The organism is uncultured Fibrobacter sp. (genome assembly GCF_937877005.1).
Lineage (GTDB): Bacteria > Fibrobacterota > Fibrobacteria > Fibrobacterales > Fibrobacteraceae > Fibrobacter.
The window spans coordinates 25,056-39,853 of the sequence record NZ_CALEFV010000161.1 but is presented as its reverse complement, the minus strand read 5'-3'; the positions used below and the strand labels follow the sequence as shown (position 1 = coordinate 39,853).

Below are 14,798 nucleotides of genomic sequence, written 5' to 3'. Positions count from 1 at the left end.
GAACAGCGCTCGATTTGATTTTTGTATATTCATGCGGTATGGAAAACGATTCTTTATCCGATACGGCGACCGTGGCCGAGATGGCGATGCCGACGCCGGAACAGTTGGGAATTTCGGTTAAGGCCGGCTTTGACGGAGGAATGCCCGCCCTTACGGTGGGAGATACCTTTGAATTTCCGGTGACTGTCAGTTGGAATGTGCAAGGAAGTGCGCTTCTGGTGGTGCCTACGGGTTCGGCTAACGCGAAGGGCCTGACGCAGCTGGGTGTTTCGCAGGAGTCGGCGAGGTCCGTCAGGGACGGCGCCGAGATTGCCTCGATTACTTTTACGTACAAACTTGTAGCTCAGGATACGGGAAATTTGAACATTCCTGCGCTTCGGTTCGAAATTCCGACGCAGGTGGGGCAACCGCTCGACCTGCGTAGCGAAAGCGTGCCCGTGCGTGTCAATGAACCATTTAATCCGTTGCCGATAGCCGTGGGAATTTCCGTTGCCGTGTGTGTCCTGCTGGCGGGGCTTTGGCGTGCTCGCCGTCGCGCAGCCTCGCATAAGGCTGCTGCTGCCAAAAATGCCGCAGAGACTGCTCTCCGGGCTCAGATGCTGGTGCTCAAGCAGCGAGTGAATTCTGCCGACAGCCGCGAGTGGCTCCTGGAACTGGAAGGAGTGTGCAGGGAGTATGCCGCAAGCAGGTTCGGTCTTCCCGTGACTGATGTGAACCTGGAAACTTTGGCTAAATCCGGTAAGCTCGAAGGCTGGGATGCTCTGCTCGAGGAGTTTGCACACGCCCGTTACGGAGGTGGCAAGCGCGATGGTTTCGAAAACAAGGAAACCTGGAAAGGAGCCATGATGCTCATGGGAATTTCCGAAGACGACGATTCGGTATGATTATTGATTCCGCGAAAATATCCCGGCGTGCTGCGGGCTTGGACTTGTTCCGTGTCATGGCCGCTGTCATGGTGCTGCTGTTTCATGGCAATATCCATCACGGATTTAGTTACGGTCCATTGACGGGATTTGCTTCGATGGGCGCGATATTCATGTCCGCCTTCTTCATGCTTTCGGGTTACGTTCTCTTCTATACCTATCGGGAACAGTCGCTAGTTCAGTCGGAGCCACTCAAGAAATTCTATCTGAAACGGCTAATCGGAATCATTCCCCTGTATTACCTGGTTTCGGTATTGTATGTCCTGACTCTAGGTCAGGAAAACATCTTCCAGAATATTGTTCTTTTGCCTATCGAACTTTTGGGATTGCAGTCTGTCTTTTCTTCCTTGTTCGAGGTGAGCCATAATAGCGGAACCTGGTTTATTTCGTGCTTGCTGCTAGCTTATCTCGTGTTTCCCCTGATGCAGGAAATCGTCAAGCAGATGGGAACGAAGGCGAAGCTGGTCTCGATGGGGCTGTGCGTTTTCGTTCTGTTATGGGCTCCGCTCGTCGTTCGTACATTTTCGATAGACGGTATTTATTCAAATCCATTTTTCAGGGGACTGGAATTCCTTATAGGTGTACTTCTGTGTTCTCTTTCTTCTAGGCCTAAGTTTCTTTGCTCGTGGCCGGCGTTCGTCGTTGAACTTTTTGTCCTGATCGTGGGCGTTTCCATGGCAGTGCGCATGAATCTCTTTGTTGGCAACTACATGCTTTATGACTGGATTGCGGTTCCCGTGTTTGCCTGCATGGTGTTGACCCTGTCGGAACTTCGTTCTCCCAGGTTGCAGGGGTCGAGGGTTCTCCGCTACGCGAGTGCCGTTTCGTATGCGTTTTTCCTAGTGCAGACATTCAACACCGAAATAGAGGAATTTCTGTTTTTACAATGGGGTATCCGGGACAATGTATCAAGGATTGTGCTGTCGGTGGTTCTTTGCGGTATCATGGCGGTCGTCTTGCACGAACTTGTGGAAAAACCGTGTTCCCGGTTTCTAAGATCGAAAACGGAAAAGAAATTGGGCTCGAAAGGCTGACGGATTTCTTTTTTTTCTATTCTTGTATTTGATTTATGGGACGCCATTTAATCCGGTATATTGCGATAGTTATTCTTCTCTTGTCCTCCATGGCGGTGGCGCAGCCACAGGAAGAACTCTATTATCGTGCCCTGAAGGCGGAAGAGGCAGGGGATATTCCCCGTGCATTGAATCTCTTTGAGCAAGCGGTTGCTGTATCGGGACCCTATACGGCTGAAATACAGGAAATTATTGATGATTATCGTGAAGTTCTTGGAGAGTCCGGGGGGGATTCCCTGGAGGGAGAACCTGCGGACTCCTGGGAATTCCATACTTATGGCAATATCGGCTTCATGGGCTTGCATTATAAGAGGAGTGACATTTCCGAAGCTGAAACGGGAAGCGAAATTTCTTCTTCGGTAAGTGTCTCTGCGGAGTACGATTCGAAAAACTGGAACCATTCCTTTGAAATCAACATGGCGGGGGACTGGTTTATCGATAAGGATGACATGCCCTCCCTGGATACGAACGCCTGGGAAGCTTCTATGGGCGTAGCATACAGCCTTGTCGGCTCGGGGTTGATCCTGGATCTCGGTACGAATATTAACTTTGCGGATGGAGAGGATTGGGCGCCCGATTTTTATGCATGGTTCGAAAAGTACCTCGCCCGTTTTGACAGGCAGAAAATAGGCCTCGCCTTGTGGGCCTATGAAAATACGGAGGGGCCCCTGTCGACGGCGGTCTATGCTTCCTGGCATCGGTATGTCAAATATGGATGGAAAAGTTCCATTTATTTAGGCGGACGCTTCGAGGCAGATTCTGTTAGCTATCCTTACTGGTTGAAATGGGTCGGCCCATCCCTGAAGCCATCTTTCTCGTACCGGTTCAAGACGGAAATATCCATAGATGCAAAACTGAACCTGTTTTACGGTTTTGTCGTAGATGGTCCCGACGCGGACTACGAAGAGGTTCAGAAGTTTAATGCATCCTGGTCCTGCTCCGTTTCCTGGATGCCGAGTGTTCTAGGAGTGTATCTCGGGGTGGAGCAGTTCTACAAGGCCTATGTCCTTCCTTCGGGATATACAATCGGCTATCCGGAAAGGAGTACCTATACGGAGTTCAAGGTCGGTGCAAAATGGAATATATAAGAAAAAGGACGCGAGTTGAATCACGTCCTTTCTTTTAGGGAAGAGAAAGTTCTTGGTGTGTTTCGAGTTAGCCCCTGTTAGCCTTGCGGGCTTCCTTTTCGGCTCTCTTTTGCGCCTTGCGTTCTTCCTTGGCAGCCTTCTTGTCGGCTTTCCTTTCTGCCTTTAAGGCTTCCTTTTCGGCCTTCGTGGCATCCTTATTTTCGTCGCGCATGGCCTTGCGTTCTTCCTTGGCGGCCTTCTTTTCAGCTTTCAGGGCGTCTTTTTCTGCCTTGCGGGCTTCCTTTTCGGCTTTCTTGGCTTCCTTGCGTTCGGCGCGTGCAGCCTTGCGTTCTTCCTTCAGGGCCTTCATTTCAGCCTTGTGTTCGGCGATTTCTGCCTTTTTGGCGGCCTTGCGTTCGAAACGTTCCTTGGCGCGGTCGGCGCGCGGATCTTCCTTGTCGGCCTTGGAGACTTTTTCGGATGCGGCTTCGTTATCGGTGACGACTTCCTGGGCGACAGTGTTTCCGGTGGCAGGAGAGACTTCTTCCTGGGCGAACGAAGTCGTTGCAAAGATGCCCATCAGGGACAGTGCCAGAACGGGAATCAGTTTTGTTTTCATTGTGTTACCTCGTAGGTTAGTGGTGTTCGCCCTAGTAGTAGCAAAATCCGTGCCGATTTTGCCGATGTTGTAAAAATAGGTCATTTTAGCTCGTAAAAAGCATTTTATTTATGAAAATAGAAGAAGTCGTGCTTGAAAAAGCGGGAATTGCGAGATAGTTGGGAACAATGCTCCCGTTTTTGGGGCCGTTTGCAAATTAATATATTTGGCGAAAAAATTAGGAGGGTGATATCTTTTGAAAAGACATATACGAAGGCTAAGCGGTTGTAGTACAGTCGTGGAAGCTATTTCGAAGTCGGAGCAACCATGACATCTGATAATGGAGCTTGCGAACTGGACTATGTTTTTGATTCAAAGAAGACTCGTGAAATGTGCAAAGAAGAAAATGCGGGCTTGGTGAAAGGCAACTAATGAAAATTATCCGTGTTACAAAGGAAAGTGAAAGGGCGGGGGCGTATTACGTGCGTATCGCCGCGATGATGCGCAAGCACCAGATTCCCCTGGATGCCGAAATCGATGTCCATGACGGCGAAAGCTGTCACTATGTTTTGGCGCTGGATGATATCTATCCGGTGGCTACCTGCCGCTGGTTTGAAGTAGGTGATGCTGCTGATGGCGTTGCCGAAATCGGGCGCGTCGTGGTGCTGCCGGAATACCGTGGCAAACATTTGGGACAGGCCGTTGTCGCCGAAGCCGAAAAGTGGATGCGCGAGGCTGGTATCAAGAAGGCCTGCATTTCCAGCCGCGTGAATGCGGCGGGCTTCTATGAAAAAATGGGCTACCGCTTTAATGAAAGCGGCAAGGCCCATCATGACACATTCGAATGCGTGTACATGGAAAAGGCTCTGTGAACCTAGTAGAATACTTTTACGAGCAGTGAGCCCACGATTGTCGAGACGATGACGCTCACGAGGCCCGGCCGCATAAAGCTGTGGTTCAGCAGGTACTTGCCGATGACGGTTGTGCCCGAACGGTCGAAGTTCACAGTCGCGATGTCGGAGGGGTAGTTCGGGATAAAGAAGTACCCGTACACGCTCGGGAGTACGCCCAGGAGCACGGGGCCTTCGATGCCGAGACTGTAGGCGAGCGGGAGCATGGCCACCACGACGGCGCCCTGCGAGTTGATAAGCACGCTCACTGCGAAGAAGGCGAACGCGATGGCCCACGGGTAGTGCTGCACGATATCCTTGAGGCCGCCCTGCATCACGTCGAGGTAGTTCGCGAAGTAGGTGTCGGCAAGCCACGCGATTCCGTAAATCGCGACGACGGCGACCATGCCGCTTTGCCACACGGCGCCTGCCACGGCCTTCTTGGGGCTAGCCTTGCAACAGATAATCATGAACGCGGCTGCGGCAATCATCACGATCTGGATAATGATGTTCATGGCGAGCGGCTTCATTTGCGCCACGCCGTCAATTACTTTACCTGTAGGGAACTTGGGACGAATGTCGTGGCCCGCAATTTGCATGATGGAGAAGAACACGATGACAGCGAGTGCACCGAGGAAAATGAACACGGCGCGCTTTGCTTCTTTAGAGACTTCCTTGTCGAGCACGGAAGCGGTGCTACCGTACATGTATTCCTTTATCTGCGGGTCCTTGAGGCGCGCCTGGAAGGCGGGATCCTTGTCGAGGTCGAGCCCGCGCCTGTACGAGACAAGCGCTGCGACCATGAGCCCGCAGATGCATGCGGGAATCGTAATTGCGATGACCTGCAGGTTGTTGATGTTGAACCCGTTTGCGTTCGAGATGATGACGAACGAGGCGACGGCTGCTGCAATGGGCGAGCAGGTGATGCCGACCTGCGAAGCGACCGAAGCTACGGCGCACGGGCGTTCCGGACGGATTCCCTTCTTGAGCGAAATGTCGCAGATAATCGGCATGAGGGTGTACACCACATGGCCGGTGCCCACGAGTACCGTGAGGAAGAACGTGCAGAGCGGGGCGAGGATAATGATGTGGTTCGGGTGCTTGCGCAATAGGCGTTCTGCAATCTGGATAAGCCAGTCCATGCCGCCCGATGCCTGCATGATTCCCGCGCATGTCACTGCCGCGATGATGATGTAGATAACATCGGTAGGGGGCTTGCCGGGCTGCAGGCCAAAGCCTAGAACGAGAATGGCGAGGCCGATACCCGAAATGGCTCCGAGCGCAAGGCTTCCGTAGCGCGAGCCCACGTAGAGGGCGAGGAGAACGATTAAAAGCTGGATAATCATGAGTGTCATGGAAGCCTCCTTATAAGCTAGTCTTCATAAAGATACACAAAAAAATGAAGTTGCCCTATGAACCTAGTGGATATCCATCTTCGAAAACAGGTTGAGAACCGCTACGCCGGAAATAATCAGGACTAGCCCCACGATGGCTCCCAAATCCGGCATCTGCTTGAAAATGAAGATGCCGCTTATTGTAATTAGGGCGATGCCCAGTGCCGACCAGGTGGCGTACGCGATGCCGATGGGGATGGTGCGCAGGCAAAGACTCAGCAGGTAAAGCGACGCCACGTAGCAGACGAGCGAGGCGATGGACGGGACGAGCTTGGTGAACTGCTCCGACATCTTGAGCAGCGTGGTGCCGGCGGCTTCTGCGACAATGGCGAGGATGAGGAATACGTAGCTGAGCATGGGGAGAATATACAAATTAATTTTTTATATTGTGGGAAGACGTCATTGCGAGGCCCAAACAAGGGGCCGAAGCAATCTATTGAAGAATTTTATATGCCGAGTTCTGAAAAGTTTCGTGACCACGTTTTGGAGCAGTTCAACGGAAAGCTGCTTGAAGGTGGTTTCCGCGTGACGACCCGCAAGATGATGGGTGAATACATCCTCTATGCCGACGGGAAAATCTTCGGCGGGATTTATGATGACCGCCTGCTGGTGAAGCCCGTGCCCGCGGCCTTGGCGATGCTCCCCGGCGCAAAGAAGCAGTTGCCCTACGAAGGTGCGAAGCCCATGCTCCGCGTGACCAACGAGCTGATTGAAGACAGCGGATTTTTGGCGCGGCTTTTGGACGCAATGCTCCCGGAATTGCCTGCCGCGAAAGTGAAGAAGAAAGAATAAACGATGGTTTGCGCAGCGTCATCCTGAGCGGAGTGCCTTAAGGCACGAAGTCGAAGGAACTCCTTGAAAAATATTCCCGACGAAAGTATCGAATTTGCATTATTGGCCGTTTGATAGCGATGATGATGTTCGATTCGGGCTGTATTTGTAGGTTTGTTTAAAATTTTTGTGTCTAAACACACTTTTTATAAATAAAATTTGCTTTATTACGTATTTTTATTTATATTTTATGTGTCAAGGTGGCGAAAATGATAGACAGGCCGGTATACCTCAAGAAACTGATAGACCGTAAGCAGAACGGCCTTGTAAAAATTATTACCGGCGTGCGGCGGTGCGGCAAGTCGGTTCTCCTGTTCGACTTGTATTTTAGGCATCTTGTTAGTGAGGGGGTCCTGGATCGTCAAATTGTCCGCATCCAGTTGGACAACAGTGAATTTGCTGCGCTGCGCAATCCGTTAAGATTGTCGGAATACATCAAGTCTAGGATTACGGACGACCAGGATTACTTCATCTTTATTGACGAGATCCAGCTGGTCAAGAAAATAAGGAACAAGGATGTGGAGGGCGACTACATCACATTCCTAGATGTATTGAATGGCTTTGTTTCAAGGCGCAATTTGGATATCTACGTTACCGGAAGCAATTCCAAGATGCTATCGAAGGATGTGCTGACGGAATTTCGCGGTCGTGGGGACGAGGTCCGCGTCTACCCGCTTTCTTTCAGGGAGTTCTGTTCTGCAAGGGAGGATTCTAAAGAGAATGCGCTGAAGGACTACATGTTGTATGGCGGGATGCCGTTCATTCTTTCGCGTCCGTCGCCGGAATCCAAGATTAGCTATCTGCAGAATCTATTCGAAGAAACATACATCAAGGATATCGTAGAGCGGAATAGTATCCGCAACCAGGGGCTTTTGAATTCGCTTACCGACGAAATCTGTTCTGCAACAGGTTCCCTCACTAGCCCGACAAAGCTTGCCAATACCATCAATTCCCGCTATCACAGTGGCAAGGACGAGAAGGTGAACAACAATACGGTTGCTTCCTATTTGGCTCATTTGGAAAATGCGTTCCTTTTCAAGGAAGCTAAACGCTACGATATCCGTGGCAAGCAGTTTTTCAATTCCAATAGCAAGTTCTATTGCGTGGATGTCGGGCTGCGCAATGCCCGTTTGAACATGCGCCAAAACGAAGAAACCCATATCATGGAAAATGTCATTTTCAATGACCTTTTGCAGAGGGGCTATTCCGTCGATGTTGGTGTTGTCGAAAAATTCTCGAAGGGGCCTGACGGGAAATCGACCCGCGCAGTAAAGGAAATTGACTTTGTTGTAAATCAAGGCAATGCGCAGTGCTATATTCAGTCCGCATTCCGCATGGATACTCCCGAAAAGGAAAATGCAGAACTTTCTCCTTTCAATATAGTCGCGGATTCCTTCAAGAAAATAGTCGTTACCCGCGAAGAGTTGTCGCCTTGGTACGATGACAAGGGCGTCTATCACATCGGACTATGTGATTTCTTGCTCAAGGAAGATATTCTAGGATAAAAAGCGTAAGATTCTTTTTGCTGGTTCGCTAATCACTAACCACTTTCTAGTCTCATTTGCCTTTTCCTGTGGAATTTTGTATCTTAATTCGCGAAAACAGAAGAGGTTAACTAAATGGATATTCAGGAACTTTCGGAAAAGGTGCGCCAGCAGAGTGCTTTTTGCATGAATTTGCTGCGTGAAGTGGAAGGGACGGTGATTGGCCAGAAGGCTCTGGTGGAAAGCATTTTGACGGGTATTTTGGCTGACGGTCACGTGCTGCTGGAAGGCCTGCCGGGCCTTGCCAAGACGACTGCGGTGAAGGCTTTTGCCGATGCCGTGTCGCTGGATTTCAAGCGCATCCAGTTCACTCCCGACCTGTTGCCGGCCGACTTGCTGGGTACCACGATTTACAATGCGAAGGAAGCGAAGTTCGAGACCCGCAAGGGCCCGCTGTTTACGAACCTGGTGCTGGCCGATGAAATCAACCGTGCTCCTTCGAAGGTGCAGAGCGCCTTGCTCGAAGCCATGCAGGAACGCCATATCACCATCGGCGACGAGACGTTCAAGCTGGACGAGCCGTTCCTGGTGCTTGCCACGCAGAACCCCATCGAGCAGGAAGGTACGTATCCGCTGCCCGAAGCCCAGGTGGACCGTTTCCTGTTGAAGGTGAAGGTCAGCTACCCGAACAAGGCCGACGAAATGAAGATTCTCGATGCCGTCGCCGGTGCGGGACTGCGAGAGCCGCAGGCCGTCGCCACGAAGGAAGATATCCTCGCCGCCCGCCAGCTGGTGAAGCAGGTGTACGTGGACGAACGCGTGCGCGAATACATCGTGAACCTGGTGCTTGCGACCCGCGATCCGGGCAGCATCAAGCGCAGCGATCTGGTAGGTTTTGTGGAAGTGGGCGCCTCGCCCCGTGCATCTATCGGCCTTGCCCAGGCATCGAAGGCCCATGCGTTCATCCAGGGCCGCGCCTACGTGACGCCCGAAGACGTGAAGGCCGTCGCCATGGAAGTGCTCCGCCACCGCATTATCTTGAGCTACGAGGCCGAAGCGGAAGAAGTCTCCGCCGAGACTGTGGTGCAGAAGATTCTCGATTCTGTAGAGGTTCCTTAGTGAGCTGGAGCGACTCGTATTGACGAGTCGTGGAAGCGAGAGCAACGCTCTTACCGGAGGAATATCTTTTGCAGAGGAGCGTTGCGGTCATGTAAAGTGCCGTAACAATTAGATCGTTGTAGAATTAATTTGTTCTAAACGTGCTATAAAAAGGGGACTTGTTGCAAGTCTCCTTTTGCTTGCTCTGTGTGCATGTGGCCATTCGCATTCGGACCCGTGCGAGAGTTCGATGTATGACGAATGTATGCGACGGACGGAAAAAACGCTTTTCGCCGATGTCGTCTGTTCCGAATACGCGCCAATAATGCCAATTTTTTCTTTTTTGGGGCATTTACCCTGACTGCGGCGTCCTAAAAACATGGCGATTTTTTATCTTTATGGCGAAAAAGGGCGCAGGGAAGTCCCCTGCGTTTGAATTTCGTCGTTTAACAAGCAATCGACCTGCGGGCTGCCTTTTCGGGTTTCGTTCGTCGGGTCAAAAAAATGAAGGATATATGGCAAATCGTGTTGTAATCGGTTCCCAGTGGGGTGACGAAGGCAAGGCCAAGGTTGTTGATTTTCTGACGCTGGACGCAGACTACATCGTGCGTTTCCAGGGCGGCGCAAATGCCGGCCATACCGTAGAAGTGGGCGACAAGAAGTTCGTGTTCCACCTGATTCCCTCGGGCATTATGCACGACGACAAGATTTGCGTGATCGGTAACGGTGTGGTGCTGGACCCGGTGCAGACTCTGGCCGAAATTGCCGACTTGCATACCAAGGGAATTAACCCGGAAGGCCGCCTGTTCATTGCGGACAACGCACACGTGGTGCTCCCGTACCACTCTACCCTCGACAAGGCCAAGGAAAAGAAGGCTGGCAAGGGTGCTATCGGCACCACGGGCCGTGGCATTGGCCCCTGCTACAGCGACAAGGTGAACCGTATCGGTGTCCGCGTAGGCGACCTCATGGACGAACGCGAACTGCGCCCCCGTGTCGAAGCGATGGCCAAGGTCCACAACGAAGAATTCAAGGTGATGTACGATGTTCCCGAAATCGACCCCGAACAGGTCATCAAGGACTACCTGGAACTGGGCCAGAAGATCAAGCCGTTCGTGCGTGACGTGAGCGCCATGCTCTACGCCGCTGTGAAGGCTGGCAAGCGCCTGGTGTTCGAAGGTGCTCAGGGCACTATTTTGGACGTGGACCAGGGAACTTACCCGTTCGTGACCTCCAGCAACACGGTTGCAGGTTACGCAAGCTGCGGTGCAGGCATTGGCCCCACGGCGATTGACCAGGTTGTGGGTGTGGTGAAGGCTTACACGACCCGCGTGGGTAACGGCCCCTTCCCGACTGAACTTCTGGATGAAACGGGCGAAACGCTCCGTAAGATCGGTAACGAATACGGTGCAACCACGGGCCGCAACCGCCGCTGCGGTTGGTTCGATGCGACCGTGGTCCGCAAGGCTGCCGTAGTGAACGGCCTCACTCACTTGGCTATTACCAAGCTGGATGTGCTTGACACCTTCGATACCATCAAGATTTGCACTCATTACGAATGTGACGGCGAGAAGATCGAAAACTTCCCGAACCAGCTTTCGAAGGTTGGTCGCTGCGTGCCGGTCTACGAAGAAATGCCGGGCTGGAAGTGCGATACCACCAAGTGCCGCAAGCTCGAGGAATTGCCGGAAAATGCCCGCAAGTACCTGAACCGCATGGCGGAACTCGTTGGCGTGAAGATTGGCATGATTTCGATCGGTGCAAAGCGCGACCAGAGCATCATCGTAGATTTGGACTAAAAAATCCATATTGAAGGAGAGGTTGAGATGGATGATTCTATATGTGGCCTGTTGAAGGGTGTAGAACTTTTTTCTGAACTGACGGAAGAGCAGCTCGCATTGCTTGCTAATCTAGTCGTGGTTCAGGATTTCAGCCGCGACGAGACCGTGGTGCTGGAAGGAGACTGCTCGATGAAGGCTCTGTACCTGATAGCATCGGGTACGGTGCAGGTCTATATGACTGGCGTCGATGGCCGCGAAACAATTCTCTCTTTCTTGGAAAGGGGCGATTTCTTTGGCGAGATGTCGCTGATTGACGGCGAACCGAGGTCCGCCTCGGTGCGTACGGTAACAGATGCCCGCCTGATGATCATCCATCGGGAATCCTTCCTGACTCTTATTCACGAAACGCCTGAAATTGCTATGTCGCTTCTTTCGGAAATGAGCAAGCGACTGCGCAAGGCGAACAAGCAAATAGGCTCGCTTTCGACGATGTCGGTGAGCGGTCGCGTGGCAGGAACTCTCCTGAACCTGATGGAAGAACACGGTGTGCGCATCCATACTGATAAGGGGACGATGGTCACGGTGATTCACAACCGTCCTACCCAGCAGCAGCTGGCCGATATGTCGGGAACCACTCGCGAGACGGTTAGCCGCATCTGCTCGATGCTTGTGAAAGCGAACGCCATTGCTATGACGGGCAAGGATATCGTCATTTTCGATGAAAACGCCTTGCAGGAAAAGGCTACTAAGGGATAGTGGTTAGTATGCGGCTTAGCTGCTGATTGTATTATGGATAAAGTAAAACGCTTCTTGAGTAAATTATTAGTGTGGTTCAGGACTGCGCCGGTCGTAAAAGCGATTGGTATCTGGATAGTACTGCTGGTTGTTCTGGCTTTTGCTGTAGACAAGTTGGTAATGCCCATTTTCTCGGGACATTTTACTTCGACGGGTGAGGTCCCGAATTTGGAAGGCATGTCGCAGGAAGCGGCGGAAAAGGCCCTGACCGATGCGGGGTTTAAGTACGAGTGGCTCGAAGAAGGCCGCTACAGTGCGCAGATCCCGGCGGGCATGGTTCTTGTGCAGATGCCCGCCGCCGGGCGCACGGCGAAGCTCGGGCGCACGGTCAAGCTCACGAAGAGCATGGGACTGCGCGAAGTCGAAATTCCTGACCTTCGTGGAAAGAGCCAGAAACAGGCTTCGATTTCTTTAAGCCGTGCAGGCCTTGTGCAGGGTGCCATTGTGAAGGGGGCTCACCAGAGTATTCCTCGAGGCGTCGTGATTCGCACGATTCCCATGGCGGGCGTCAAGGCTCGTGTAGGTGATACGGTGAAGGTCGTGATTTCGGCTGGCGTGACGCAGGGTAATACGCTCCTTCCTGATTTTAGCGGAGAACTGATTGACAATGTCTATGCCAAGATCGAAAAGCTTGGCTTCAAGGTTGGCAGTATCAAACGCAAGAAAGACGAGGAAAAACGTCAGCCGGGAACCGTAATCGAGACGATGCCGAAGTATGGCGACTATCTGCCTCCGGACACCAAGATTAACTTTGTAATTGCGGATTAGGGAGCGGTTTAGTGAGGTCCTGGCTTGTTTGTTTTGCCGTTGCCGTAGCGCTGTTGCTAAATGCTTGCGCCACTTCTGCAAAAAAGGATTCTTTGACGGCTGCAGATTCGGCTGCAATAGCCGCTGCCGTGAATGCGAAGCTCGTGGGCGATACCGCTATGCCTGAAAAGGACAAGCTTCCGCAAAATATAGACGCCGCGCACGAGTCTTTTATCCGTGCGCTGGAAATGGAACTTCGTGGTGAAAAGGCTCTTGCGAATGTTTTCTGGCAACATGCTGCGGAATCGGATCCTTATGATCGGTATCTTGCTTTTAAACTAGCCGAGATCATGTTTGCGCAGGGAGCGGATTCCTTGGCTCTGCTCCAGGCACAGCGCGCCCAGACATTGAATGGCCGTGTAACTGCTTCGCAACTTGGATTGCTTGCTCACTTGTATGTGAAAGATGGTCGCGCCGATTCGTGCCGCAAGTATTTCAACGCCGCCCTCGATACGTCCCGGTATCAGGACATGACGCTCCTTTACGATTACAGCCTGTTCCTGGAAGCGGTGCAGGACGAAAAGGAACTTGTTCGTATATACGATTTGCTCCTGCCGCATGTGAACTATATGCCGTCGCTGTTCCAGCGTCAGCTGAAGCTGCTGCTCGATCAGGGTAAGGATTCCGCCGTCGTGGAACTTTTTGCAAAGGGACATGACGCAACGGGTGACAAGAAAATGCTCTTGCAGATGGTACAGGGACTTGTGTTCCAGAAGCGCTATGCGGAAGTGGCTGCCATTGTCGATACGTTGTCGGAATCGACAAAGGAAGACGAATCCATCGTTGTCTTGTGGATGACCGCCTTAGCCGAGATCGATCGCGATTCCACTTATGCGATGCTCAAGAAAAAATATTCCGAGGACCAGGTGCGGACTCCTGTGATTGCAAATTTCCTAGGATATTATGAGCATCTCCATGGGGAACTGGATAGTGCGAAGGCGCACTTGAAACTAGTGGTGGAACAGCTCCAGGATCAGCGTCCCCACGTGGCCAACGCCTACCATACGCTTTCGGCAATCGCTTTCAAGGAAGGTAAGAAAAAGGAAGCGGTCCGTTATGCGGAAAAGGCTGATTCGGTGGCGCTGGGTGGTGACAAGGCGATGCTTGCCATGGCCTACGGTACGGCGGGAATGTATGATAAGGCTTATGATCTTCTAGATTCCGTTATAGCCGTGTGGGACAAGTGGGTGCCCATGGCAGGAATTGCTGATTCGGCATCGCTGCATCGTGTGAATGCTGAAGTCGAAAAGAACAAGTTGCAGTTCCGCAGTGTTTATGCTCGTCTCCTGTGTATCGAAGCACAGGAGTTGGAACTGAAGGATGTGGGAGATTCTGTCCGCATAAAGAAGGCGAGAGGCCTGCGTGAAAGGGCTCAAGTCTGGTATGGTCAGCTTGTTGCCGTCGATTCGGCAAACATGGAGTTGAAGATGCTGATGGCGATGAACTTGGAACGCCTGGAGCGTTTCGAAGAGTCCTTCGCCCTATTCGACATGTTGTTGCTTCCTGCGAATGCCAAGAAAATCGACCGTCCTGAGGTGCTGAATTATTACGGTTATACGCTTATTGACATGAATCGTAATCCTGAAGAGTTGGACAGGGGAATTGCCATGGTCAACGAGGCTCTGTCCGGAGAGAAGGTGCCAACGGAAGCGTATCTTGATTCTAAGGCCTGGGGACTTTATCGCAAGGGACTGTTTGCCGAAGCGCTGGAAACGATGAAGCTGATAAAGAGTCCCCGCTTTCAGGAGGACTATGTCTACTGGGAGCATTTGTCTGCTATCCAGGAGGCTCTCGGTATGAAGTCCGAAGCGGCGGCATCTTACAAGAAGCTGAAAAAGCTGCAGCCGAGACACCCTGCCGTGAAGAAGTACTATAAAAAGTAGACTGTAGACGGTAGGAAGTAAACTGAGGCTAATGTGAGATTTGAAATGAGAAATGTGAGATGACAAATCACACATTACACATTGCATGTCACAAGTGTCAAATTGATCAAATCAAAGGATCTTTTGTTGAAGTTTTTTTGTTCTATATCTGTCATTCTACTTGCATTGTGCGTT

Annotated in this window: 14 protein-coding genes; 11 read left to right on the top strand and 3 right to left on the bottom strand. The window is 51.7% G+C overall.

From position 1 onward, the window contains the following. The first annotated feature begins 38 nt into the window (after positions 1-38). From Q0628_RS07710 to Q0628_RS07700, 3 genes are read left to right on the top strand one after another with little or no spacing between them, the layout of a single operon-like run. Positions 39-884: a BatD family protein gene (locus Q0628_RS07710; RefSeq protein WP_298769765.1), complete on the top strand. Its 846-nt coding sequence runs from the start codon at positions 39-41 to the stop codon at positions 882-884. Beyond that, a complete protein-coding gene (locus Q0628_RS07705; protein WP_298769763.1) occupies positions 881-1,957 on the top strand; it encodes an acyltransferase in 1,077 nt (358 codons plus the stop codon). The genes Q0628_RS07710 and Q0628_RS07705 overlap by 4 nt, the downstream gene beginning before the upstream one ends. 35 nt (positions 1,958-1,992) lie before the next feature. Continuing rightward, on the top strand, positions 1,993-3,084 hold the full coding sequence (locus tag Q0628_RS07700; protein ID WP_298769762.1) for a hypothetical protein: 1,092 nt from the start codon (positions 1,993-1,995) through the stop codon (positions 3,082-3,084). A 67-nt stretch (positions 3,085-3,151) separates the two neighbouring features. Here the strand turns inward: Q0628_RS07700 and Q0628_RS07695 are convergent, their stop codons facing one another. Further along, positions 3,152-3,682, bottom strand: coding sequence for a hypothetical protein (locus Q0628_RS07695; protein WP_298769761.1), 531 nt, complete (start codon positions 3,680-3,682; stop codon positions 3,152-3,154). Positions 3,683-4,092: 410 nt separating this feature from the next. Here Q0628_RS07695 and Q0628_RS07690 point away from each other — a divergent pair, with 410 nt between their 5' ends. Further along, entirely contained in the window at positions 4,093-4,533 is a 441-nt protein-coding gene (locus tag Q0628_RS07690; RefSeq protein ID WP_298769759.1) for a GNAT family N-acetyltransferase, read from the top strand. A gap of 2 nt (positions 4,534-4,535) precedes the next feature. Here the strand turns inward: Q0628_RS07690 and Q0628_RS07685 are convergent, their stop codons facing one another. Both Q0628_RS07685 and Q0628_RS07680 read right to left on the bottom strand, forming a co-directional pair. Continuing rightward, a complete protein-coding gene (locus tag Q0628_RS07685; protein ID WP_298769757.1) occupies positions 4,536-5,906 on the bottom strand; it encodes an anaerobic C4-dicarboxylate transporter in 1,371 nt (456 codons plus the stop codon). Positions 5,907-5,969: 63 nt separating this feature from the next. Beyond that, complete coding sequence (locus Q0628_RS07680; protein WP_298769756.1) at positions 5,970-6,302, bottom strand: multidrug efflux SMR transporter; 333 nt, start codon at positions 6,300-6,302, stop codon at positions 5,970-5,972. 93 nt (positions 6,303-6,395) lie between these two features. Here Q0628_RS07680 and Q0628_RS07675 point away from each other — a divergent pair, with 93 nt between their 5' ends. From Q0628_RS07675 to Q0628_RS07645, 7 genes are all read left to right on the top strand, one after another. Beyond that, positions 6,396-6,737, top strand: a complete 342-nt coding sequence (locus Q0628_RS07675; RefSeq protein ID WP_298769755.1) for a TfoX/Sxy family protein — start codon at positions 6,396-6,398, stop codon at positions 6,735-6,737. Between the two features lie 248 nt (positions 6,738-6,985). Continuing rightward, the gene (locus Q0628_RS07670) at positions 6,986-8,281 is read left to right on the top strand and encodes an ATP-binding protein (protein WP_298769753.1); all 1,296 of its coding nucleotides are present in this window, start codon (positions 6,986-6,988) and stop codon (positions 8,279-8,281) included. A gap of 114 nt (positions 8,282-8,395) precedes the next feature. Next, complete coding sequence (locus Q0628_RS07665; RefSeq protein ID WP_298769750.1) at positions 8,396-9,379, top strand: MoxR family ATPase; 984 nt, start codon at positions 8,396-8,398, stop codon at positions 9,377-9,379. A 494-nt stretch (positions 9,380-9,873) separates the two neighbouring features. After that, positions 9,874-11,157 (top strand): adenylosuccinate synthase, encoded by a 1,284-nt coding sequence (locus tag Q0628_RS07660; protein WP_298769748.1) that lies wholly within the window; start codon positions 9,874-9,876, stop codon positions 11,155-11,157. A 27-nt stretch (positions 11,158-11,184) separates the two neighbouring features. Then, a complete protein-coding gene (locus Q0628_RS07655; RefSeq protein ID WP_298769746.1) occupies positions 11,185-11,895 on the top strand; it encodes a Crp/Fnr family transcriptional regulator in 711 nt (236 codons plus the stop codon). A gap of 54 nt (positions 11,896-11,949) precedes the next feature. Then, entirely contained in the window at positions 11,950-12,702 is a 753-nt protein-coding gene (locus Q0628_RS07650) for a PASTA domain-containing protein (protein WP_298769744.1), read from the top strand. Between the two features lie 11 nt (positions 12,703-12,713). Further along, complete coding sequence (locus Q0628_RS07645; protein WP_298769742.1) at positions 12,714-14,624, top strand: hypothetical protein; 1,911 nt, start codon at positions 12,714-12,716, stop codon at positions 14,622-14,624. Positions 14,625-14,798: the final 174 nt, after the last annotated feature.